Genomic DNA, 21,604 nt, shown 5'->3' on the forward strand with positions numbered 1-21,604 from the left:
CCCCCCCGCCCCCGTTCTGCTGAACTTGAGAGGGCCCAGGGTCTGGGGGTAGGGCGTAGGGCTAGCCTGCTCGATCGGTCTGAGGACGACAATCAAGGGTTACGATGCGACCATATCCGCTTCTATTCGTGTTGGTCTTCACCGCCTCGTGCGGACGACGCGCCCACGAGTCGGTCGAGGCGTTCCGATGGCAACAGGAGATTCCGCCCGGTACCACCATTCATCTGCGAACACGCTCGGGCCGGATCGAAGTCGTTCCCGCCGACGATCGTTCGGCGCGCATAACCGGCTCGACACATTGGATCGGCCGAACCGATCCAATTCGCTTCGCATGGAATCAGCGCGGCACCGACGTCTATGTGTGCGCGCTGTGGACGAGGCGAGGTGATTGCGACGAGCACAACGACGGTCTGCGTGGGCCCGATGATTCCTGGTTGGACATGTTCAGCCTCTTCAAGCACCGATCGACCAACGCCGTTGCGTCGATCCGCGTATCGCTGCCCTCGGGCGTCAAAGTAGACGCTCGCTCGCTGAATGGATCGATCTCGATGCAAGGTGCCACGAACGGCATCACCGCGCGCACACTCAACGGATCGATCGAGATCGAGAAGTCCGCTGGGCCTGTCGAAGCGAAAGGGACGAATGGCAGCATCGAGGTCGCACTCGATTCTCTCGCGCCGGAAGACCAAGTCGTCGTAGAGAGTGTGAACGGCAACGCGACCGCTGTTCTTCCGCCAAGCTTGGAGGGCGAAGTGCAGTTGAGCACGGTGAACGGTCGAGTCAGAAGTGATTTCCCGGTCAGCACCGAGGGCGAGTTGAGCCGCAACAAACTCCACGGACAGATTGGCAAGTCCTCGCGAGAGGTTCGGTTGCGAACGGTCAATGGCAACGTCTCCTTATTGAAGCAGGGAGAGGCGCAGCCGGAGCCCGCTGCCGCCACTCACGATCGCGGCCGACGGAGCTGAGACCCATACGGCTCTTTGCGCTCGGCACCGGGTATATATTCTCGTCGATTCTTCAGCGGAGTCTTAGCTCGTCATGGGCTACTCGTATAATCCTGCGGTCAGAGCACTCCCTGTTCGCAGTGGCGTCGAGCGCGCGACGCTCGTTCGTCGCACCTACGCGCTTGTCTTTGCCAGCATTGTTGTCACGATGCTCGGCGCAGGCTTTGCCGTCACACAGCCACGTCTCATCACGGCCGTGTGGCAGCACCCTTTCATCACGTTCCTCTGCACGCTCTTGCCCCTGTGGATGGCGCTGCGGAATCATCGCACGTTCCCACAGAACCTCGGCTTCACTTTCCTCTTCACGTTCGTCGAGGGAATCTGGATCTCGCCGTTGCTCGTGTTCTATGAACGCATGCAGCCTGGCGTCCTCGGACAGGCAGGTTTGCTGACGTTTACCACCTTTGCCGTACTGTCTTTGTACGGGGTATTCAGTCGGCGCGACTTCAGCGCTTGGGGTGGATTCTTCACGATCGGGCTCTGGGTGCTGATCGCGACGTCGCTCCTGAACATGTTCTTCCGCAATGCCAACGCGTCGCTCTGGCTGGCCGCGGGAACGATCTTCGTATTTGGCGGCCTGCTTGTCTTCGACACGTGGCGTATCGTGCGCTCCGGCGCGTATGGCGAAGACGACTACGTGCCCGCTGCCGTGCAGATCTATCTCGACCTGCTGAATATTTTCCTGGCGGTCCTGCAGCTGTTGACTGGGGGCAATCGCCGAAACTAATGGCGCCTAACGGCGATCTCCGGTGCGCCGACTCGCTTGTGTGTTCGCTCATCCCGATGACGAGACATTCGCGGCCGGCGGCACAATAGCCAAGCTGGCAGCGGCCGCAACACGAATCGACCTCTTTTGCGCGACTGACGGGGATGCCGGAAAGAATTCCGGCATCCCCGTTTCTTCACGCGCGGAGCTCGGCGCACTCCGTCGTACTGAGCTCGCGGCAGCCTCGCGCATTCTCGGGATCGCGTCGCTCTCGACGCCAGGCCACGGTGACGGCGTGCTCCGAGACGTCGATCCCGATCGACTGATCGGCGAGATCGTGTTGTTTCTGCGGCAACACCGCCCTCACGTGGTACTGACCTTCGGACCAGAGGGCGCGCCGACGCAGCACCGCGATCATCGGGCGATCTCGCGTGCGGCGACGGCCGCGTTCTTTCTCGCTCCACTCTCTACGGAGTACAAGGATCAACTCCGCGAGGTCGAGCCGCATGCCGCTTCGCGATTGTACTACTGTGCCTGGGAGCAACCTGCTCCGGATGCAGAGCTCGCGACGCTGAGCGTGAGCGCTACCTGTTGCGTAGACGTGTCCGCCTATCTCGCGACGAAGCGGTCTGCATTCTTCGCCCACGGCACGCAACGACAGCACCTGACCCGCTTCGAGCAACTTGCGATGTCACCGATCGAGCGCTTCGGCATGGCCACAGGCCTACGACAACCCCAAAGCGTGACGGAGAGCTTGTTCGAGGGTCTATGACTTCGTCGCGGCTTTCTCGATGTCCTCTGCGAGCTTCAGATCGGCCTCGGTAATGCCGCCAGCATCGTGCGTCGACAGAATACACGTGATCTTCGTGTATCGGATGTCGATGTCAGGATGATGATTCTTCGCGTCCGCCGCCTTGGCGACCCGATCGACGAAGGCAATGCCGAGGGCGAACGATCCGAAGGTATACGTCTTAGTGAGAGTGTCACCGCGACGTGCCCACCCAGCCAGTTTGCCGAGGGCACGCTGAATCTCGAGATCAGAGAGCTTGGTACGCATGGAGCAAAGGTGTCCTGAGTTCGGAACGCCAAAGATTCTACAAAGTCCGTGGCCTGTCGGCCATGTTCGATCGAGCGATCACCGGCGCGCCGCCCGACAAGGGACGGCGCTGATCGGCTTGCTCGTAGCGGTCGCCCTTACCCCCGCCCGAGCACAGACGCCGCGGGACACCACTCTGCGCGTCGTGACATCGAGGGGTAATCATTGGTGGCAGCTGTTCGCCGCTGGATTCGCGTCGAGCGTTCTGGCGCACGAAGGCGGACACATCGCTGCGGCATACGTCGTTGGCGGTCGCCCGAGCTTCGGACTGAACGAAGGGCGGCCAACGATCTACTCTGGCATCGATGCCAATCTGGATCCAGGAAAACAGTTCGTTTTTTCGTCGGCTGGATTGACGGTGCAATCCGTCCTCGACGAGGTGATTCTCGACGCGCCGCACCATCCGCAGAGTACTGCGGGTTCCTTCGAGCGCGGATTGCTCGCCGGCGGCATTGCAACCTCGCTGTTCTACATCACCATTGGCCGAACCGGGAGCGTTTCCGACGTCGACTTCATGGCGCGAACGTCGACACTGTCGAAGACATCGATCTCGGCGATCTATGGCAGCGTTGCGCTCATGCACACCTGGCGGATCGCGCACAACGGTCGCTACGCGCATTTCTTCGCACGACCCAATCCGCTCGGCGGAATGCGAGTCGGCATATCGGTCGATCCTTCGCCGTGAACTCGAGCCTAACGACTACGGCAGGGCGGTGAACACGCTCCCGTCGGCAACGCGCGCAGTTTGGCGTAAGCCGGAAGCCGCTTGGAGCGCTTCCGCTCCTATCTGATCGGGACTCGGCTGATCGAACACGATTACTACGCCGTTCCGCGCGCGGACGGTGTCAGCAAACGCGCGAAGAAGCTCGGCGGTGCCGTCGCGCGGCATCTCGTGCGACGTGCGATGCAGGTAGAAGAAGACCGCGGCAGGCCAATTCGTATATAGCGGTCTGCTCGGCGCATTTGATTGCGCCCAGGCGAGGAGGGGCGATTTGCTCCATTGATCCTGCGCAAAGTCCTGCCCGTTCTCGAGCGCCCAGCTCACCTCATCTTGCGTAACCGTCGCCGAAGCGGCGAACCACGTCATTAAGAGCGCGCCACACGCGACACGCGCGGGCAGCCGGTGCTGTCGCCACCATTCGCGAATCCCAATCGCAGCGATAATCGCCGTCAGGAGAAAGAGCGGCGCGAGCAAGCGATTATCGAATGGAATGCCAGGATCGGCGAGGAGCCGAGAGGCCACGAGTACGACGACGTAGCACGAGGCGATCGTGATGGTGGCGCCGATCGTTCGCTTGGCGAGCGAGTCAGCAGACGTTCTGTATCCGCTGACGGTGATACCCACGAGCGCGACAATCGCAATAAGGGCGAGCCATTCACGACCCGGCAACGTCTGGTCGGACATCAGCGGAACCATCCAGGCGACAATCGTGTCGATGCCCATGCGGACCGTCTCGAGAAAACCGCCGTAGGCGTTCAATGTACGAATGTCACGTGCGCCACTCGTTAGGTGCAAGTGAATGAGCCACCAGCCCACAAGCGCAATGGCGGGGAGGGCGCTGGCAACCGCCCGACGAAGCCGGGCCACGGGTGCGCCTGGTCGCCAGAGCATCCACAGCGCAACGGCACCGACTATGGCCGCACCGGCGTAGCGAGTGAGCATCGCGAGAGCGGCGGCGATTCCCGCAATCACCGCGCACTTCAGCACCTCGCGTTCCTCGCTCTGTCGCGACGCGCTCATCATCGCGCCGAGTGCACCAATGATGCATGCGAGAAAGAGCGGCTCACTGAGCACCGAGAGATGCTGTTCCACGAACGCCGGCATGGCGAAGAGCGCCAGAGTCACAGCGATGCCTGCCGTGAGGCCGGATACGCTCGCCACGAGCCAGAGGGTCAATGCGATGCCGACAAAAACCGCAGCCGCATTCACGGCGCGAGCGGCGCTCATCGGTGGAAGACCGGCCCGCAGCATCAAGGCGATGGCAGTTGGATAACCGGGAGGAAAGTGCGCGAGCGCGGACGTGCTATCCCGGGTCAGCCAGTCAGCAATCGGGATTCGATACCCGTCGCTCTTGGCAAGCGATTCCGCGGCACCGAGATAGGAGGCCGAGTCCGGGTCCAGGCCGGGGCCAGGAGACGACGTAATCGCGACGGCCATCGTCGCGGCGAGAGCACCGGCGAGGAGCGCGGCTAGAAAGCCGGCGAGGGACTTGCGGCTTCGGAGTATGTTCGGTAGATCCGATTGTCTCACACCTATGACTCGACCTCTTTCTCCGGAAACCGCTGCCCCCCGGCGCGCAAAACAGGGAACTCTCTTCGCGGATGGTGCGCTCGGAGTGCGCGTACTGCCCGTGATCGGGGAGCAGAAAGATATCAATTACTACGGCTCCGTCGCCCGCGGGGTCCTCAATGGACCCGAGGTGACGGGAATGGGCTTCTGGTCCATCAATCCGTATGTGGGATGCGCGTTCGGCTGCGCATACTGCTACGCTCGTTATGCACATCGATACGTTCTGGAGCGCGCGGCGACGGCGAACCCGGAGCACGACGGATTGCAGGACGCGATGGAGACGATGCCGCCGTGGCTGGCATTCGAGCGGCGCATTTTCGTGAAAGAGAACGCGGCAGATGTGTTGCGGCGCGTGTTGCGGCACGGGTCGGACCGACACCTCGCCTTGCTCGGCGAGGAGAGCATCGTCATCGGCACGGCGACGGATCCCTACCAGCCGGCGGAGCGACGGTTTCGCGTAACGCGGAGCGTGCTCGAGGTGCTCGCCGAGCACGCGGGGCTCTCGATCGTGATCATCACGAAGAGTCCACTGGTGACGCGCGATGTTGATGTCCTGCTGCGCATCGCGCGGAATTCACGGATCGCGGTGCACCTCTCACTCATCACGCTCGATCGTGCGCTGGCTCGGCGCCTGGAGCCGCGAGCGCCGACGCCGGAGGCGCGCGTGCGTGCACTGACGCGGCTGCGCGAGCACGGAATTGACGTCGGCATCAATGTGATGCCGGTACTTCCTGGCATCACGGACGCACCGGAGCAACTGGATCATCTTGTGCGAACGGTGGCGGAGCATGGCGCGACGTACGTGAATGCGTGCGCGTTGCGGTTGCAGTCCGCGGCCCGGCAGCGCTATCTGCCATTCATCGAGCAGGAATTTCCGGAGCTGGCGGCGCGATACCGCGCAACGTATTCGCGCGGCTACTCGGTTGGAGAGCGGTATCGCGCGGGATTGCAGGAATATTTCAAGCGGACCTGCGAACGGTATGGAGTACCGTTCGGGCACGGGGGGGAAGGCGGTGAGGAGGACACGGGTGCGGATCCGCAGCGTGTGGGCGCGCGGGTGGTGGCGGAGCAGTTGGGCTTGGAGTTATGAAGATTTGAGCCGTTAGGCATACCTCAAGTGACCAGACTCGTTAGTGGACCGACGTCGTACTCCGCGATCTCGCCGCGGCGGCGGGCCCACTCGCGGACAGCGCGACGATCATCTTCGGTCGCGTTGGTGTCGGGACGATAGAGGAGGCGCGCGAGACCCGAGAGGTGATCGGTGCCGTGGTCGCAGGTGAGGCCGCGAGCTTCCATGGGTCCCGCGAGGAAATCGTCCCACAATTCGAGCGCCCCGTCTTCGCCGAGGCCGTCGGTGAGTCGAAACCGAATCGCGAATCCGAGTTTGGGTGCGGGTGCGACGTGCTCCATCGGCGCCTCCCTGCGGCAGAATCGTGTGGGCAAGCTGAACGCTCGTAGCGTGGTGGCGTTCGGGAGGAGCGTCAAGCTCAGCAGAGCAGAGGGCAACTGGTGGGCGACGCAATTGGGAGGTCTCCTTCTTGCTTTCGGTTTTTATTCGGAATAGCTTATTCGCCCCTCCTCCTCGGCAGTCTCGACGGTCGTTTGAACGAGAAGAACCTAGATGCTCCCACAGACTCTCGTCGATTTTCTTCCCCTCCCCCTTTCTGCTCCCGCGAGCGCCGGTGTTCGCACGCTGTCTACGGGCGTGGAGGCACTCGATGCGGGGCTGTCGGATGGTGGGTTGCCACGAGGGCGATTGACGGAAGTCGTCGGCGCGCGGGGGAGCGGGAAAGCGACGCTGCTCCGCCAGATCGTCGAGCAGACGTTGAGTGAAGCGGGATGGGTGGCGTACATCGATGCGACGCGCACGCTCGCGGCAAGCGACTGGGCCCACCTCGGCGACGAGGAGGGCTTGTGGATGGTCCGCCCGCGCGATCCATCACGAGCGGCGTGGTGTGCCGACGTGCTGCTGCGGTGCGGAGCGTTCGCACTGGTCATCATCGACTCGGCGCCCGTGCTATCGCGCGGCGTGGCCGTTCGTCTAACGAGACTCGCGCGGGAATCGGGAGCCGCGCTGGTGATCGCCGGGGAGGAAGGGAGCGGTTCGTTGTTGGGGGGGGCGGTCCGTCTTCACGTCGAACGAGAAGCAGGCGGCGGGGGACGACGCGGCCGTGGTCTCGCCCCGCGTCGTCACCCGCCGCCTGATCGACGCATGACCATCGTTGTCGAAAAGGGGGGCGGGGGAACTCATCGAACCGTGGAGGTCAGCTGTGCAATTGGAGTGGCGCGTCGCCTGTGTACGTATCCCGAGGTTCCCGATCGGCGCGGTGTGGCGCGCCGCACAGCGGGGGGATCTGGGAGCGAGCGACGTCCAGCTGCTCTTGCCGTTCCGAGCTCCGGAGCAACAGGACCTAACGATTCATCCGGCGCCACCCGCGTTCTTGCGCGGAAACGGCGGTGCGCCGAACCCGCATTCGGAGTCGGAGATCTCCAGGGCGACGATCTCCTCGCCTCGACAGATAACGGGCGAACACTGGGATGACGTTCCGATCGTTCTAACGGAGCTCGCCGGTCCCAAAACGACAGCAGGACGACGGCGATTGCGCGCTGTGTCTGCCGCGTCGGGGCGCGCGGGCATTCGTGCGGGGATGACCCTCGCGGAGGCACGAGCGATCTGCACGGAGGTGCACGAGTATCTCTGGAACGATGTCGCGATCGCCGGCGCAACGACGGAGATGACGGCGCAGCTTCTCGCCGCGAGTCCGCAGGTCACGCCGGTGGCAGGCACACCGGGAATGTGGTGGGTCGGCGCATCCGGCTTCGGCGGCCGCGGCGGAGAACGGGAGTTGGCGTACACGATGCGCCGCATTGCCACGCGCTGGCATCCACGACCTCGTGTGGCGATCGCCGATTCCTGTGTCGCGGCCCGCGCAGCGACATGGGCCGGCACGTCATTCCAGCAGGGTGACGATCGGTCACTTGTCTGCATCGTGCCGCACGGACATGACGCAGGCTATCTCGCACCGGCACCTCTGGCACTCGTCCCGATGGGGGACGAGCTGCGCCTGGCGCTGCAGGCGCTCGGGCTGCGCACGGTGGGTTCGTTCGCGGCGTTGTCGGCGGAAGACGTCGAGCGGCGGTGGGGCGCTGAAGGCCTGGAGGCGTGGCGATTGACGCATGGCGAGGACCATCGGCGTCCCGTGCTCGCGCGCGTGCCCGATTTACCCGTGGTCGACGCCGAGCTGCCGATGCCGGCGACGACGATGGAGCCGATTCTCTTTCTTGTCCGAGCAGCGCTCGAACGCCTAACGACTCATCTCGTCGCTCGCGGCCAAGCGGTGGCGGCGCTGTCGATCACACTCAGTCTCGACGATCGTCGCGGCGCGCTGCCTGCGAACGCGCTCGCTCGGACGCACACGGTGACGCGCGAGATCCGACTCGCGCGCCCTGTCGCGCGGGCAACGCCGCTCCTCGAACGTTGTCGAGCACTGCTGGACACGTGGCCCTTGAGCGCGCCGGCGATCGGCGTCGGCGTGGCGATCGTCGCCGCGGCGCCGCTTTCGGGAGAGCAAGGTGATCTGCTCAATGCCGCTTGGCGCGACGCGGCAGCAGTCGATGCGGCGCTTGCCCGGCTCCGTGCGGAGCTGGGACCGAATGTCGTCGTGAAGCCGGTTGCGCGAGACGCGCATGTGCCAGAGAGAGCGGGAGCGTGGATCGAAGAAAGCGCAAATGATAAAAGTGCAACTGATGGGACTACAACCGCGGTCCGGAGTGATCCTGCGATTCGACTGCTCGAGTCGCCGGAGTCGGTGTTTGTCGTATGCGACGATGGCGTGCCGCGCGCGGTGACGTGGCGCGGGCGACGTCTCACGATCGAGCGGGCCATCGGGCCAGAGCGATTGTCCGGTGACTGGTGGGACGACGGCTACCGCCGCGACTACTGGCGATGCGAAAGCGCGTTCGGGGATTTCGTTCTGTATCTCGACCGGATGGACGATCAGTGGTGGGTGCAGGGGTGGTTCGATTGACGGGATCGATCAAGCCTAACGACTACGTCGAGCTGCACTGCCACTCCTCTTTTTCCCTGCTCGACGGCGCGGCATTGCCGGAAGTGCTGGCAGCGCGCGCAGCCGATCTCGGCATGCCGGCGCTCGCGCTCACCGATCACGATGAGTTGGGCGGCGCCGTGCGATTTGCCCAAGCGACGCGTGAGGTGGGGATCGAAGGAATCATCGGAGCGGAAGTGACCATCCGGGTCGAGAGTAGAGGGCACAGGGTGGAGGGTGGGACCCCGCAACTCCCTACCCGCAACTCTCTACACTCCACTCATCTCGTTCTTCTCGCCGAGACGCGCGAAGGCTATGGCAATCTGTCGACCCTCATCACGCGCGCGCGAATGGAGAATGCACGGGGAGAACCGAGCGTCTCGCTCGATCTGCTCGCGCAGCATGCGCGGGGCTTATTCGCGCTTACCGGTTGTCCGCGCGGGTGGGTTCCGTCGCTCGTCGCTGCGGGTGATGTCGACGGAGCGTGCGAAGCGGCAGCGATTCTCATGGACGCATTCGATCGCCGCATGGCGATCGAATGCTGGGACCACGGACTCGCCGAAGAACGAGCGATCGTCGGTAGTCTGATCCAGGTCGCGCGTGCGCTCGACATCCCCTGGGTCGTGACGAACGACGTGCATTACGCGCGAGCACGCGACCGTATCGTGCACGACGTGTTGTCATGCCTCCGCTACGACAAGAAGCTCGATGACATGGGAACGCGCTTGCGGCCTAACGGTGAATGGCATCTCAAGGGCGCCGCGCAGATGCGGCGGCGATGGCAACATGCCGCGGAGGGAGTCGTCGCGACGCGAGCGATCGCCGAGCGATGTTCGTTTCGTATGAATCAGCTCGAGCCAGCGCTTCCCACCTTCCCCTTACCGCCGAAGGTCACGACCGACGAATACCTCGAGCGACTGGTCATTCAAGGTGCGCAGGAGCGGTGGGGAGTCCGGGACGGCGACGCGGCTTTCCCGAGTGAAGCCCATCGCCGGCAAGTCGAGCACGAGCTCGGGATGATTCGCCAGCTCAAGCTCGCCGGCTACTTCCTCATCGTCTGGGATATCGTGCGCTTCGCGCGGCGCGAGGGGATTCTGTGTCAGGGACGAGGATCCGCCGCGAACTCCGCGGTGTGTTATTGCCTCGGCATTACCGCGATCGATCCGATCCGGCTTGGATTGCTCTTCGAACGATTTCTGAGTGAGGAACGCCGGGAAGCACCGGACATCGACATCGACTTCGCCCATCGTGAGCGCGAGCGCGTGATCCAGTACGTGTACGAGAAATACGGTCGTGAGCACGCGGCGATGGTGTGCGAGCAGATCACGTATCGCGGCCGCTCGGCGGTGCGCGATGCGGCCCGCGTGCTGGGATTCTCCGTCGAACAAGCGGATCGGCTGTCGATGCTCAGCGATCGTTTTTCGGCGCGGGCGACGGCCGAGGCGCTGCGCGGGAATTCGTTAGGCAACGGTGGCGATGAGCGCGAGGAGACACCCGAAGAAGTCATCGCTCGCGCCTTCGGGCAGCAGATGATCCCGGGAACGACGGCGACCATGCAATCGAGAGAGGTGAAAGAGGCAGCCAAGCGCGTCGAGGGGAGCGCGTCGAGGGCAGAGGGTGATCAGGAAGCATCGAAGCGAGCAGCAATGGGAAAAAAGCAGCTGACCGCAGCAGACCGGCCGACGGAGGATCGTAAGTCACCGCTCGTACACGCTGGACTTGACCCCTCGGACAAACGCGTGCGAGCGCTCGCCGAGATCGTCGGCGGCCTGCATCAGATCCCGCGTCACCGTTCGATTCACGTCGGAGGATTCGTCCTGACGGCCGAACCGTTGTCGACGATCGTGCCAATCGAACCGGCGTCGATGCCCGACCGGACCGTGATCCAGTGGGAGAAAGACGATCTCGATCCGGTGGGTCTCGTGAAGATCGATCTCCTCGGTCTCGGGATGCTGACGCTGATTCAGGATTGTCTGCTGTATGTCCGGCAAACGCGCGGCATCACCGTGGATCTCGCACAGCTGGACATGAACGACCAGGCGGTATACGACGACCTCTGTGCCGCCGATACGATCGGCCTGTTCCAGGTCGAGAGCCGTGCGCAGATGAATACGTTGCCGCGGCTCAAGCCCCGGTGCTTCTATGATCTCGTCATCGAGGTCGCGATCATCCGCCCCGGACCGATTCAGGGCGACATGGTGCATCCTTATCTCCGGCGGCGCGCGGGTGAGGAACAAGTCGAGTACCCACATCCTTCACTCCAGCCAATTCTCGAGCGCACGTTAGGCGTGCCGTTGTTTCAAGAGCAGGGAATGCAGGTCGCAATCGCCTGCGCAGGCTTTTCAGCTGGAGAGGCGGACATGCTCCGCCGTGCAATGGGGCACAAGCGAAGCCGGGAGCGAATGGCGGCAATCTGCGAAAAGCTCATCGACGGGATGAAGGCCAATGGCATCGCCGAGGACACGGCAGTCAGGATTTATAACCAGATCAACGCGTTCGCCGACTATGGCTTTCCCGAATCACATGCGGCGTCATTCGCGCTGCTGGTCTACGCTTCGGCGTATCTCAAGCACTATTACGCCCCGGAGTTCACCGCGGCGATCCTGAATGCTCAGCCGATGGGCTTCTACGCACCGGGGACGCTGATCGAGGACGCCCGGCGTCACGGCGTGCTGGTCCTGCCAGTGGATGTACGCCGATCACGCTGGGACGCGACACTCGAGCTGACAGAACCTTCCAGTGCGCCAGCGGTTCGGCTCGGCGTACGTTCAGTGCGCGGCCTCGGATCGAAGGCCAAGGACATTCTCGAAATGGCACTGAGCGGCGGACCGTTCGCCTCGATCGAGGATTTCGTCTATCGCACGCGGTTCGATCAACGGACGCTTCGCCATCTCGCCGAAGCGGGAGCGTTCGACGGATTCGTGCCTGACGAACCGGATTTGCGGAAGCGTCGCGCGGCGCTGTGGGTTGTTCTCGATGCGTTGCGCGGCGACGCCGGGCCGTTGGCGCCGCGTCGTCGAACATCGCCCGGCTCCGCGTCACGAGCCGCGGCGCTGCCGAGGATGTCTCCCGGTGAATTGACGGAAGCCGACTATCGCATGACGGGCATTTCCCTCAATGGACATCCGATGTCGCATCTGCGGCCGTTCCTGGTGCCTAACGGCATTCGCACGGCGCGCGAGCTCGTGACGGAGGGAAAGGATGGTGAACGGATCGCGGGCGCCGGCCTGGTGATCTGTCGTCAGCGGCCGGGAACGGCAAAGGGGTTCGTCTTCCTGACGCTCGAAGACGAAACGGGCACGGTGAATGTGGTGCTGACGCCGAAGCGATTCGAGCGGCAAGCGCTGCTCATTTCGACGACGCCGTTACTACTCGTGCGCGGGACGCTTCAGGTCGAGCAGGGGGTGGTCAATATCCGGGGCGAGGAATTCCGTGGGCTCAAAGCCGAGGTTGGGGCCGAGTATGCGCAGAGGCATGATTTTCATTAGGCGCGAGCGAGGTCAGCGACCGCCGTAGCTGAAGCCGATGCCGATGAGGACCTGCGTCTTCGGAACGAAGATGTACTGAATGCCCGCGCTCGCGCTGAAGTTGCTTCGCCGATTGAAGAGCGAGACGCCGCCGCCGGTGAGAGCGCGGAGAGAGTGAACCGCGCTTGCTTCCGACGTACCCGTCGTCGTTACAAAGGCGACGCCCGGCGTCACGAACGGCAGGAATTGCAGACCCGAGTCAGGTCCGATCCTGAACGAAAGGGGAAACCCAATATTACCGGTCCACGACGTGCCAGTCGCCGGATTTCCGCCACCGATTCCGTAGTTGGCGGCAACCGTGAAGCGCGTCGCGTTGGCATTGTCGATCGCGGTGGACCAGATGCGATAATCGCCATCGATCGATCCGATGAAGCGGCTGCCGGAGCAACCATCGCATTCCTCGTTCGCGACACCGACGGTGAGCGAAACAGTCCCGCCGAGTCCAACAGGGAGAATGCCAGTGAGACCAAAGGTGCCGACGCTGTGCGCCACATGTCCGCCCGAATCGGGCGCGAGCGGAAGCGCCATGTCGGACACGAAGCCGTAGCGCATCACGACCTCGGGAGAGCGCTGCGCCAACCCCGCGAGTGTATACGTCGTGAGCGGGGGCAGGCTGCCGACGGGTGTGCCGAGGATCGCGATGTACTCCTTGTAGCCAGGTGGCGACGGCGAAATTGGTTGAGCGGACGCGCGAGTACCGACGGCAAGGATGCAAAGCACGATCGCACAGAACGCCATGCGTGGCATATGAAATATCGATCGAGACACGACTCGGAAGCGCAATGCAGTCCCCTCCCTTCGTCGCTTGCGCTCCTCGAGGGAAAGCGCTTCGATTGCGACAGGAATGAATCCGATCCTTTCGGAGCGGTGCGGGGAGGGATGCCTCCATGCAGTGCAACTTCTGCGCGCGCTTCTTTCAGCTCGAGAAGGAACGTCGCTCCCAATAGCTGGCGTCGGTGATGAGTACGTCGAGCTCGCACTCACCGTTCACATCGCTCGTGTAGTCGGCGATGTGAATTGCGGATGTCGGAACCAGCTTTCCGGTGGCATCGACGAGCTCGAGCTTGAGCGCGTCTCGCGAACGATAGTAGCGAGCGAGCTTCAGTTCGTCGCGTTGGGCGTTCTCCGAGCGCGGCACTGCCTCGGCAAAGAGCCGAAAAACGGGTTGAACAAGTTCATAACCAATGCCGGGGCGAAAGCGTCCGCGCGCCCGGCCAAGGTCCGGCTCGATGCGCTCGAGGTCGGACCACCCGACGACGACGCCGTGGAGCTTGAGTGTGTGACGCATCGACGGCAAAATAACGCCGAGGAGAACCGGGCGCGGCCGGCGTCACGTCATCCACGCGGATTGCGCTGGGCCTGAATGGGCTTGTCGAGGTCCGGCTTTTTCGCGGACGCCTGCGTGGCCGGTGTCGCCTGGTTGGCCGCCTGCTCGATCTTGAAGCTGAATTCTTGTTCGACGAGCTGACGAACTTTTTTCGCGCCGACCTTCGCCGGAAAGAAGCGCATGAACGGCAACGCCGCGCGCACGGCTTCTGAAAAGTCCGTGTTCGTCGTCTGGAGGATGCGAAGCGAGGTCGTGTCGGCGAATCCGCTCGTGTCGACGACGTACTGCGTCGTGACGGAACCCTGAACACCCTGCTTCAACATCTCGATCGGGTAGGCAGGTGCGGCACTCCCCGGATAGCGAGAGACGATCGAGTCCACCTCGAGCTGAGTGAACACCGAATCCTGCCCGCCGAGTTTTGGCGCATCGTCGGTGTTCGTGAGATCGCGCCCGAGATCGCCGATGGTCTCCGACGGGTCGTGTACGGCTGGCCGATCGCCGCTACCCAGGCCAAGCTGTCCGTATCCAGCACCGATGCCTTCCGGCGCGAGCTCGACGTACTTGATGGTCTCGCGCGAGCTCTCCTGCGATGGCGTGCGGTTAGGCGGCGGCAGGTAGTACGCGCGATTCTCGATCCAGTCAGGATCCAGGTTAGCGGGCCGGCTCGTGCTTGCGATCGCGGCGCCGATGATCAACGCGTGGGTGACAACGCTGATCATCGCGCTCGAGCTAACGGGCGTCGATCGGGAATATGATTCGACCCAGAGGCGCATCATAACACGGCCCTCCTGCCAAACGCGGACGTTGGTGGGAACGTCAACGCGTTGTGGCCTTACGTGCTAGAGTATGGCCGGGTGACGCTCCAGGCAAGCGCCTGTGGGAGAGAACGCCCTGAAGCGGGATGAAAAGGTTAGGATCTGGGACGGAACGGGGACGTGTCGCGAGGCTGGTGGTCTCGCGACATGTCGTGTGGAGCGTCTGGCCGGAGATCAGCGCGTGACAGTCACCCGGTCGAGGAGCCACTTGCCTACGGGGCGATTCAGCTGACGGTTGATTTTCGTGTCGTCGTAATAGACGAACGTCGCGTTGTAGTAGCGGCCGTTCGGCTGGCGATGGAGCATGGAGACCAGCTGCATGTTAGCGATGTTGTTCTTCGCGACGCTGATCGGGTCGCCATACCGACCGAGGATGCGACACATCGGCGTTCCGGGCTGAGCCAGCTCGAGGCGCGCGGTGAGCCAGTTGTCGGAGACTTGCTGCGCGGTGCAGCCGTAGTCACCGGCGAGCCGAGCGGCCGTCGGAGCGTTACTGCCCGCTGGCGTCACGCTGTAGGTCGTCGAGTCTTGACGGTGGAGATGCGAGCACGCGGCCAGGCTAACGATGGCGGCCGTGGCGAGCGAGATCGTGCGAATGAAATGACGCATGGGCGATGGGGTAGTGCGACGCAGCCCAGCGCATGCGAGACTTGCGCCGCCGCAACGATTGTGATGTACCTCACGATCACCGGCGTCGGTGGCCATTATGAGGACGATCGTGCGGTCCGCGGAGACACGCGCGCGGAGAGGCAGAACGACTTCATTTGGCGGGGACAGAGCACCTGGCGCGCGCCGTTATGCAGGGCGCGCACCGCACACAACCGAGCACGGCGCCTTGTTAGGAAGCGCCGTGCTTACTCACATCTCGTCAGGCAGCGCGGCCGCGCTTCGGCTGCGTGCGGCGCGTCTGCTTGAGCCAGCGTTCGGCGGCGCGCAACGCGGAAGCTTTGCCACCATGGCTCGCGTCACCGAAGAACGCGCTCGCCTTGGGACGCCAGCCTTTCGTCGTCTTGCGATAGCCGACGCGAACGAAGTAGCCGTGCGTCCTGGTGGTTGGCTGATCGATGCGGCTGATGCCGGGCGTCAGGCCGCGGCGTGAGGCGGTGCGTGGCATTAGTTCGGAAGTCTGAGGTTGATCACGATGCTGCGCTGTCGCGAGAAGGGACCCACCCAACGACCTGATTGGTCACGCGCATTAACACATTCTTAGTGTCGCACGAAACTTAAGCGTAAGGCACCCACGAGCAAGGGTGATGCCGCATAACGCTAAGAAATCGTTAGGTCCTTTGGCGCCTCACCCTCCGAACGGGGTCATCCTGCCTAGCGAGGAGGCCTCGCCGTCGGCCAGCCTAACCGCCACGCTTGAAGAACTGAACGGCACGCTCGTGCTTCTCGGCCGCCGCGCGGCTCGAAAAGGTTCCGAGATTACGCCGTTTGCCGGTCTTGGCGTTCTTCTTACGCGAATAGAGACGATAGCGTCCGTCTTTGAGCTTCCGGATCATGCCGATCTCCTGCGTGTTAGGTGAAACCCTGGCACGGCAGTCGATCTCCCGCGCCGTTTGTTTGCTCGCGATTCGTTAGGTCGGGCGCGTCGTCGGCCGGAGGCCATCCGAGAGAGCTCGGCTCGCTCGTGAGCTCAGGGCGGGCGGATGGGCGATCACCGACGTGACGCGCGGTCGGCCAACGACCGAGAGAGCAGACCGCCCAACCTGGTTAGGGACGCGCGTCAGGCTCCGAACTTCGCCTCGGCTGCTCTTCGGCGCGCTGGGACGCGGACTTTGGCCTCAGGTCGGCAGTGGTGCCGGCCTGCTCGTCCTTTTCGTCGAGCGAGAACAGGGTGTCGAGTCTCGTGAGCTCGAAGAGCGTGCGCAGATCGTCGTTCAGGTTCTTCAAGCGCAACGAGCCAGATGCTTCACGAATCTTCTTCGAGAGCGAGACGAGGGCGCCCAGGCCGGCGCTATCGATGTAGCCTGTGTCGGCAAAATCGATGACGAAGGCTCGCGAACCGCGATCGATCTCGGAGGCGACAGCCTCGCGCAGCTGTTGACGGTTGCCAGCGACGAGCTGGCCCTCGACCGCAATAACGACGATGTCATCTTGCTTGGTCGTTCGAACGCTCATTGTCCTCCCCTCCCTCACCGCCACCCGCGTAGACCTAACGCTTCGAACGACCCAGCCTGATGATTAGAGGCCGTATCGTTCGCGTAACAGCTTCGCGTGATGGCGCTCGTGTCCTGCTATGACGAAACCAAGGGCCCGTACCGAAATCGGATTGCCATTGGCGCTACCGCGGCGCGCCCAGTCGTCCTCGGAGAGATAGCGAAAGACGTGGACCGTTGCGGCGCGAATCGACTGAAATTCGTCGACAAGACTGCCGATTCGGCGCTCACTGAAGCGGCCAGCGGGGACATAAGCGTTCTCGTCGAATCCAGCGAGCGGCTGGGCGTCGCCGCGCGCAAAACGCAGAGCACGATATGCGAAGACCCGTTCGGCATCGCTCAGGTGCCCTATCACTTCCTTGATCGTCCACTTGCCCGGCGCGTAGGCGTACAGCCCGCGCTCTTCGTCGACCGTGCGGAGCATGCCGATCGTGTCGAGCTGCTGTTCGAGTAGAAGATCGACAAGGTTGCCGTCGGGTACGAGTGCGACGTATCGCTCGTAGTAGGCGAGATATTCGTCAGGAGCGGGACGCGAAAGTGTCGTCGGCATGGATATATGGCGACTGGGGACAGAGCGGCTGGGTTGTGCGAGAAGCTAGCGATTCAGCGCGAGGGCGCTATCCGGTTCGTGCGGAACGCCGACGGAGGGTTCACTGCGGCGCTCGGCGGCCGCAAGCGCAGCTTGCCGCCGACCGAGCCAGACGCCTAGTACCAACCAGACAGCCGCGAACGGCACGGCGCCGAAGGCGGCTCCGCTGACCCCGAGAGAGAAGACCGTGAAGAGCTTGAAGGTCCAGGCGCCGATTTGATCGCCGGCACGATAGACGAACGTCTCGATGAAGCTCTTCGCTTTGTACTTATCCTCCCGTCTGACGACGGTGAAGAGGACTTCCACCGCAGGATTCGTGATCCCGAAGTTCGTGCCGCGCCGAAGCACCGTGAACGCGACCACGGTTGCCAGAATTGGCGCGAAGCCTAACGCGGTGAAGCCGACGAGCGTTAGCGCCGGCAACAGGGCGAGGGTCGCAGCAAGCCCGAACCATCGAATAACGCGCCCCGTGAGAAAGATCTGGGTGATAACTGTCAGCGTCTGGACAGCGAACTCAATCCGTGCAAGAACGGCGGTCCGCTCCGCGGCGCCTGCGAAGTAGTGGCCGACGATATCCGTCAGCGCGAAGTACAGCAGCGTGTTTCCAATCGTGTAGAGAATCTGAAATCCGCCAATGCCCAGCAGATATGGCGAGCGCACCAAGCTCGTGACTCCCGCCCAGACGCTTCCACCGATCGGCCGTTCGTCGCGATCGATGGTAGCGCGGCCGTTCGAACCGCTGACATTCGAGGATGCGGGGAAGCGAGCGACGACGAGCGCGGCGCTCTCGAGCAGCGCCACCGAGACGAGGAGGAGATTGACAGTACCGAGTCGTTCAGCGAGGAGCGCGGTGACAAGGGAGCCGGTGATGGAACCGAGTGTGCCGCCGACGCCGATGAATCCGAAGAGCCGCTTCGCCTGTTCGCTGCGGAACACGTCGGCCATGAGACACCAAAAGACCGACGTGATGAACAAGTTATAAACGCTCGTCCAGATATAAAAGACGACGCTGATCCAGTATGGCCCAAGCGATTGCGCGCTCGCCGTCGTCCGCATGACGAAGAAAAAGACGATGAGGTTCGCGGCAAAGAACTGATAGGTGATCGGCACGAATCGTCGTACCGGGAAACGCACGACGAGCGAGGAGAACAGTGGATTCGCGATCAGCATCGTGATCAGCGTGCCGGCAAAGAGCCACGGCAGGCGCGTGACGCCGGTCTGCACCGCGACCGCGTCCCGAATGGGCCTCAGAATGAAGTAGCTGCTGAGGATGAAGAAGAAGAAGACAAACGACGTCCACATCGCGGCGAGCTCGTTAGGCCGGACGTCGACGACTGCCCGCAGCAGAGAGGCGGGCTCTCGCCCGCCTCTCGCCGGTTCGGTCATGTCCGCTCCTTGGCGTGCCACGCGGCGAGGACTTCGGCTTCATGCGCCGCGGAGATGCCAGCTACGGCACCGGAGTCGAGCTTCGCCTGGGCCTCGGACGACCGTGATCGATTGTACTCGAGCGTCGTCCGAATCGTATCGTCGACGGGACGGAAGATCAGTCCCTTGGCGAGCGCGCGATCGATGTTGCGGCGGCTGAAGCCCGCCGTTCCTCCATCCGGCGGAACAACGATGGGCATGTCGCGCCAGGCGCGCACCTTCTGCTCTTGCAGGAACGACCAGGGAACCCAAGTAAAGCGCGCGTCGGATCCCGTCACCGACTTGCAGTGGCCGAGGAAGTCGCCCATGGGCATCGGCATGCGTGGTCCGGTCGCATTGTAAATGCCGCCGCCGTCTGTGGGCCCCTTCTCGGCCATTCGAATCGTCCACTCGGCCAAATCGCGCGCATCGATGAATTGCGTGACGTCGTTAGGCGTTCCCGGAGCCAGGACTTCCCCTCCCCTCGCAACGCGCACCGGCCAGTAGGTGAAACGATCGCTGGGATCGAGGGGCCCGACGATGAGCCCAGGCCGAATGATCGTGAAGATGCCGGGATAATCCTCCTGTACGTCCTTCTCCGAGCGCGATTTGAGCGCGCCGTAGTAGCGCCCAAAGTTCTGGCGTTCGAGTGTGTACGGGTCCAAGTCCGGTGGCATCGGCGTTGTCGGCGCGGTTTCGTCCGCGTCGGGCTTGGAATTGTCCGGATAAACCGAAATGGTCGAGATGAAGATGTAGTGGCCGGTGTTGCCTTTCATGTATTCGGCAACGTTGCGGACCCACGCCGGCGCGGTCGTCGGGTTGTCGATGACGACGTCGAACTTCTTGCCCTTGAGCACGCTCGTGTCGTTGTTCAAGTCGCCGATCAGCTGATCGACCTTGCCCTTGAACATGTCCGGACGCGTCTTGTTGCGATTGAACAGCGTGACGCGATGCCCGCGACTCAGCGCGTAGTTCACCTGCTCCGGACCGGTGAATCCGGTGCCGCCGAGGATGAGAATGTTGAGAGACTTCGCCGGCCGCGTCTCCGAGGAGCCTTCGCCTAACGTGATCCGCGGAATGAGGCCGAGGCCGACCGCGCCTGCCGCGGCGGCGGAGCGCAGGAGAAACTCGCGTCGAGAAGACATGGAGTATGGGCGGGGGCTAGGGCCTAGAAAATGAAGCGAGGCACCGAAACGGTACAGCGTTTCAGTGCCTCGAAGGTGTACGGATTGTGTTTGTCGCGCGAGCCCACCCCTACGCGTTGCGATCCGTGCAGAGGGCAGGCAGGTTGGGATTGTTCAGCTCAGCCTGTGGCACCGGGATATTTACGTCGGAGCCATAGTTGCCGCCTTTGGGCCAGGGTCCCGTGGGGAACACGCTGTCCGCAGAGCGCTGGTACTGCCGAATGAGACGGCGCAGATCGCCGAGTCGATGGCCGGTCGAAAAGAACCAGAAGGCGCGCTCACGGAAGATCTGGTCGACTTCCGCGGCGGGAGTTCCCGGATCGGTCAACGGCGTGAGGGCAGTGATGGTTGCGCGGGCAGCGTTCAGCGTCGCGATGGCGGCCGCCGGATCGCCGGCGGCTTGCTGTGCTTCGGCCTCGATCATTCGCGCCTCGATTCCACTCATGATGGTGACCGGGCTTGCCGCGGTGGGCCAAATGAGCTGGACGGTGAAGGGCTTACCGAGATCGTCGCGACTCGTCTGCGTCACGCCATTGAGCTTGCACGTCGCGTCTCCACCTTGGCAGACCGGCAAGCGCGGATCGTTCGCCGCAGCGAAGTTGATGCCGTTCGTTCCCTCAGCCGAGCTGACGCTGTAGCGCCGATTGCTGTTGTTCAACGACCAGATCACGTTGCTCGCCGTCGTGAGCGACTGGAGTAATTGATACGTGAAGCTCGTCGGCACGCCCGCCACCGAGGTCGCCGCCTCCGCATAACGATTCTGGCCCATGTTGAGCAGAATGCGACCGCGCAAGACCTGCAGCGCGTACTTGACGCGAAGATCGTCCGTCGTACTCCCGGTAATCATCGGAAGGCCCGAATCGACGTGGGCGAGCGCGATCGTGAACGCCGTCTGATCGGAGATCGGCGACCCATATTCCTCCCGGCCGTTGACGACGGAGCTGAACACCAAGCCGTTGCAGTAGTCCTCGGCCATGAGGTTCTCGGCGAAAGCCTCGACGAGATACATCTCCGCCGGCTCCCAGCCGGGCGCCGAGGACGAGAACTGCTTGAGCAGCTGCGTGGCCTGCATCGACGCGAGTCGCGCGCGGTTGATCGCGCGATCGGCGGTCGTGAGAAAGGAATTCGCCGGTTGAATCACGCGCTGGTCGACGGCTTGACGGTCGATGAAGGAATCGCCGTTGATCCACTCGTCGGCGAGCATGCCTCCGAGCAGAAACAAGCCCTCGTCGGAGCCGTTCGTGGTTCCCGTCGTGGCAACGTTGAGGCGAGCGAACGCGCCGATGCGGACGGCGTTGGCGCCCGCCGGCGAGCTCACGTCCGCCGGGTTGATGATGTCGGGATCTTCGACCGAGAGAATCCGGTCGCTGGAGACGCAGGCCGTTGCGAGCACCGCTGCGACCGCGGCCACCATCTGGAGGCGGCGCGAGTTTGGCAATTGTATATGCACGGTCATT

22 protein-coding genes are annotated in these 21,604 nt (G+C 63.2%); 8 read left to right on the forward strand and 14 right to left on the reverse strand.

Translation table 11 applies throughout. The annotated features are described in order from the left end of the window. The first annotated feature begins 104 nt into the window (after positions 1–104). The 3 genes from VGH98_16945 (at position 105) to VGH98_16955 (ending at position 2,482) form a co-directional block, all read left to right on the forward strand. Complete coding sequence (locus VGH98_16945; protein ID HEY2377663.1) at positions 105–965, forward strand: DUF4097 family beta strand repeat-containing protein; 861 nt, start codon at positions 105–107, stop codon at positions 963–965. Between the two features lie 73 nt (positions 966–1,038). Next, the gene (locus VGH98_16950; GenBank protein HEY2377664.1) at positions 1,039–1,731 is read left to right on the forward strand and encodes a Bax inhibitor-1 family protein; all 693 of its coding nucleotides are present in this window, start codon (positions 1,039–1,041) and stop codon (positions 1,729–1,731) included. 22 nt (positions 1,732–1,753) lie between these two features. Continuing rightward, a complete protein-coding gene (locus tag VGH98_16955) occupies positions 1,754–2,482 on the forward strand; it encodes a PIG-L family deacetylase (GenBank protein ID HEY2377665.1) in 729 nt (242 codons plus the stop codon). Here VGH98_16955 and VGH98_16960 read toward each other — a convergent pair. After that, positions 2,477–2,767, reverse strand: coding sequence for a 4a-hydroxytetrahydrobiopterin dehydratase (locus tag VGH98_16960; protein ID HEY2377666.1), 291 nt, complete (start codon positions 2,765–2,767; stop codon positions 2,477–2,479). The genes VGH98_16955 and VGH98_16960 overlap by 6 nt on opposite strands. 184 nt (positions 2,768–2,951) lie before the next feature. Here VGH98_16960 and VGH98_16965 point away from each other — a divergent pair, with 184 nt between their 5' ends. Then, positions 2,952–3,491 (forward strand): hypothetical protein, encoded by a 540-nt coding sequence (locus VGH98_16965; GenBank protein ID HEY2377667.1) that lies wholly within the window; start codon positions 2,952–2,954, stop codon positions 3,489–3,491. Positions 3,492–3,506: 15 nt separating this feature from the next. On the opposite strand, the gene VGH98_16970 is transcribed toward VGH98_16965, so the two are convergent. Beyond that, positions 3,507–5,057 (reverse strand): hypothetical protein, encoded by a 1,551-nt coding sequence (locus tag VGH98_16970; GenBank protein HEY2377668.1) that lies wholly within the window; start codon positions 5,055–5,057, stop codon positions 3,507–3,509. 4 nt (positions 5,058–5,061) lie between these two features. Between VGH98_16970 and VGH98_16975 the strand changes: the two genes are divergently transcribed. Then, positions 5,062–6,186 carry a radical SAM protein gene (locus tag VGH98_16975; protein HEY2377669.1) on the forward strand — a complete coding sequence of 375 codons (1,125 nt, stop codon included), beginning with the start codon at positions 5,062–5,064 and terminating at the stop codon, positions 6,184–6,186. Positions 6,187–6,209: 23 nt separating this feature from the next. Here VGH98_16975 and VGH98_16980 read toward each other — a convergent pair whose 3' ends face one another. Beyond that, positions 6,210–6,506: a 50S ribosome-binding protein YggL gene (locus VGH98_16980; GenBank protein HEY2377670.1), complete on the reverse strand. Its 297-nt coding sequence runs from the start codon at positions 6,504–6,506 to the stop codon at positions 6,210–6,212. A 211-nt stretch (positions 6,507–6,717) separates the two neighbouring features. On the opposite strand from VGH98_16980, the gene VGH98_16985 reads away from it, so the two are divergent. The 3 genes from VGH98_16985 to dnaE are packed head-to-tail and all read left to right on the forward strand — an operon-like array spanning position 6,718 to position 12,630. Then, a complete protein-coding gene (locus tag VGH98_16985; protein HEY2377671.1) occupies positions 6,718–7,638 on the forward strand; it encodes a hypothetical protein in 921 nt (306 codons plus the stop codon). A 58-nt stretch (positions 7,639–7,696) separates the two neighbouring features. Next, positions 7,697–9,124 (forward strand): hypothetical protein, encoded by a 1,428-nt coding sequence (locus tag VGH98_16990; GenBank protein ID HEY2377672.1) that lies wholly within the window; start codon positions 7,697–7,699, stop codon positions 9,122–9,124. Next, positions 9,121–12,630, forward strand: coding sequence for a DNA polymerase III subunit alpha (gene dnaE, locus VGH98_16995; protein ID HEY2377673.1), 3,510 nt, complete (start codon positions 9,121–9,123; stop codon positions 12,628–12,630). Before VGH98_16990 ends, dnaE begins: the two co-directional genes overlap by 4 nt. A gap of 12 nt (positions 12,631–12,642) precedes the next feature. Here the strand turns inward: dnaE and VGH98_17000 are convergent, their stop codons facing one another. From VGH98_17000 to VGH98_17050, 11 genes are all read right to left on the reverse strand, one after another. Then, positions 12,643–13,416 carry a hypothetical protein gene (locus tag VGH98_17000; GenBank protein HEY2377674.1) on the reverse strand — a complete coding sequence of 258 codons (774 nt, stop codon included), beginning with the start codon at positions 13,414–13,416 and terminating at the stop codon, positions 12,643–12,645. Between the two features lie 169 nt (positions 13,417–13,585). After that, on the reverse strand, positions 13,586–13,957 hold the full coding sequence (locus VGH98_17005) for a hypothetical protein (protein ID HEY2377675.1): 372 nt from the start codon (positions 13,955–13,957) through the stop codon (positions 13,586–13,588). A gap of 47 nt (positions 13,958–14,004) precedes the next feature. After that, entirely contained in the window at positions 14,005–14,772 is a 768-nt protein-coding gene (locus VGH98_17010; GenBank protein ID HEY2377676.1) for an energy transducer TonB, read from the reverse strand. Positions 14,773–14,985: 213 nt separating this feature from the next. After that, the gene (locus VGH98_17015; protein ID HEY2377677.1) at positions 14,986–15,420 is read right to left on the reverse strand and encodes a hypothetical protein; all 435 of its coding nucleotides are present in this window, start codon (positions 15,418–15,420) and stop codon (positions 14,986–14,988) included. Positions 15,421–15,679: 259 nt separating this feature from the next. After that, the gene (locus tag VGH98_17020) at positions 15,680–15,925 is read right to left on the reverse strand and encodes a hypothetical protein (GenBank protein HEY2377678.1); all 246 of its coding nucleotides are present in this window, start codon (positions 15,923–15,925) and stop codon (positions 15,680–15,682) included. 235 nt (positions 15,926–16,160) lie between these two features. After that, a complete protein-coding gene (locus tag VGH98_17025) occupies positions 16,161–16,313 on the reverse strand; it encodes a hypothetical protein (protein ID HEY2377679.1) in 153 nt (50 codons plus the stop codon). Positions 16,314–16,524: 211 nt separating this feature from the next. Continuing rightward, a complete protein-coding gene (locus VGH98_17030; GenBank protein ID HEY2377680.1) occupies positions 16,525–16,932 on the reverse strand; it encodes an STAS domain-containing protein in 408 nt (135 codons plus the stop codon). A 63-nt stretch (positions 16,933–16,995) separates the two neighbouring features. Further along, the gene (locus VGH98_17035; protein ID HEY2377681.1) at positions 16,996–17,520 is read right to left on the reverse strand and encodes a DinB family protein; all 525 of its coding nucleotides are present in this window, start codon (positions 17,518–17,520) and stop codon (positions 16,996–16,998) included. A 45-nt stretch (positions 17,521–17,565) separates the two neighbouring features. After that, positions 17,566–18,945, reverse strand: coding sequence for an MFS transporter (locus VGH98_17040; GenBank protein HEY2377682.1), 1,380 nt, complete (start codon positions 18,943–18,945; stop codon positions 17,566–17,568). After that, entirely contained in the window at positions 18,942–20,108 is a 1,167-nt protein-coding gene (locus VGH98_17045; protein HEY2377683.1) for an NAD-dependent epimerase/dehydratase family protein, read from the reverse strand. Before VGH98_17045 ends, VGH98_17040 begins: the two co-directional genes overlap by 4 nt. A gap of 109 nt (positions 20,109–20,217) precedes the next feature. Further along, positions 20,218–21,603: a hypothetical protein gene (locus tag VGH98_17050; GenBank protein ID HEY2377684.1), complete on the reverse strand. Its 1,386-nt coding sequence runs from the start codon at positions 21,601–21,603 to the stop codon at positions 20,218–20,220. Position 21,604: the final 1 nt, after the last annotated feature.

Source organism: Gemmatimonadaceae bacterium (genome assembly GCA_036496605.1).
Classification (GTDB): domain Bacteria; phylum Gemmatimonadota; class Gemmatimonadetes; order Gemmatimonadales; family Gemmatimonadaceae; genus AG2.

Excerpts from the sequence above, each read along its gene's own strand:
- VGH98_16945 (HEY2377663.1), top strand. The coding sequence starts at position 105 with ATGCGACCATATCCGCTTCTATTCGTGTTGGTCTTCACCGCCTCGTGC.
- VGH98_16950 (HEY2377664.1), top strand. The coding sequence starts at position 1,039 with ATGGGCTACTCGTATAATCCTGCGGTCAGAGCACTCCCTGTTCGCAGT.
- VGH98_16960 (HEY2377666.1), bottom strand. The coding sequence starts at position 2,767 with ATGCGTACCAAGCTCTCTGATCTCGAGATTCAGCGTGCCCTCGGCAAA.
- VGH98_16975 (HEY2377669.1), top strand. The coding sequence starts at position 5,062 with ATGACTCGACCTCTTTCTCCGGAAACCGCTGCCCCCCGGCGCGCAAAA.
- VGH98_16980 (HEY2377670.1), bottom strand. The coding sequence starts at position 6,506 with ATGGAGCACGTCGCACCCGCACCCAAACTCGGATTCGCGATTCGGTTT.
- VGH98_16985 (HEY2377671.1), top strand. The coding sequence starts at position 6,718 with ATGCTCCCACAGACTCTCGTCGATTTTCTTCCCCTCCCCCTTTCTGCT.
- VGH98_17000 (HEY2377674.1), bottom strand. The coding sequence starts at position 13,416 with ATGCCACGCATGGCGTTCTGTGCGATCGTGCTTTGCATCCTTGCCGTC.
- VGH98_17005 (HEY2377675.1), bottom strand. The coding sequence starts at position 13,957 with ATGCGTCACACACTCAAGCTCCACGGCGTCGTCGTCGGGTGGTCCGAC.
- VGH98_17010 (HEY2377676.1), bottom strand. The coding sequence starts at position 14,772 with ATGATGCGCCTCTGGGTCGAATCATATTCCCGATCGACGCCCGTTAGC.
- VGH98_17015 (HEY2377677.1), bottom strand. The coding sequence starts at position 15,420 with ATGCGTCATTTCATTCGCACGATCTCGCTCGCCACGGCCGCCATCGTT.
- VGH98_17020 (HEY2377678.1), bottom strand. The coding sequence starts at position 15,925 with ATGCCACGCACCGCCTCACGCCGCGGCCTGACGCCCGGCATCAGCCGC.
- VGH98_17025 (HEY2377679.1), bottom strand. The coding sequence starts at position 16,313 with ATGATCCGGAAGCTCAAAGACGGACGCTATCGTCTCTATTCGCGTAAG.
- VGH98_17030 (HEY2377680.1), bottom strand. The coding sequence starts at position 16,932 with ATGAGCGTTCGAACGACCAAGCAAGATGACATCGTCGTTATTGCGGTC.
- VGH98_17035 (HEY2377681.1), bottom strand. The coding sequence starts at position 17,520 with ATGCCGACGACACTTTCGCGTCCCGCTCCTGACGAATATCTCGCCTAC.
- VGH98_17040 (HEY2377682.1), bottom strand. The coding sequence starts at position 18,945 with ATGACCGAACCGGCGAGAGGCGGGCGAGAGCCCGCCTCTCTGCTGCGG.
- VGH98_17045 (HEY2377683.1), bottom strand. The coding sequence starts at position 20,108 with ATGTCTTCTCGACGCGAGTTTCTCCTGCGCTCCGCCGCCGCGGCAGGC.
- VGH98_17050 (HEY2377684.1), bottom strand. The coding sequence starts at position 21,603 with ATGACCGTGCATATACAATTGCCAAACTCGCGCCGCCTCCAGATGGTG.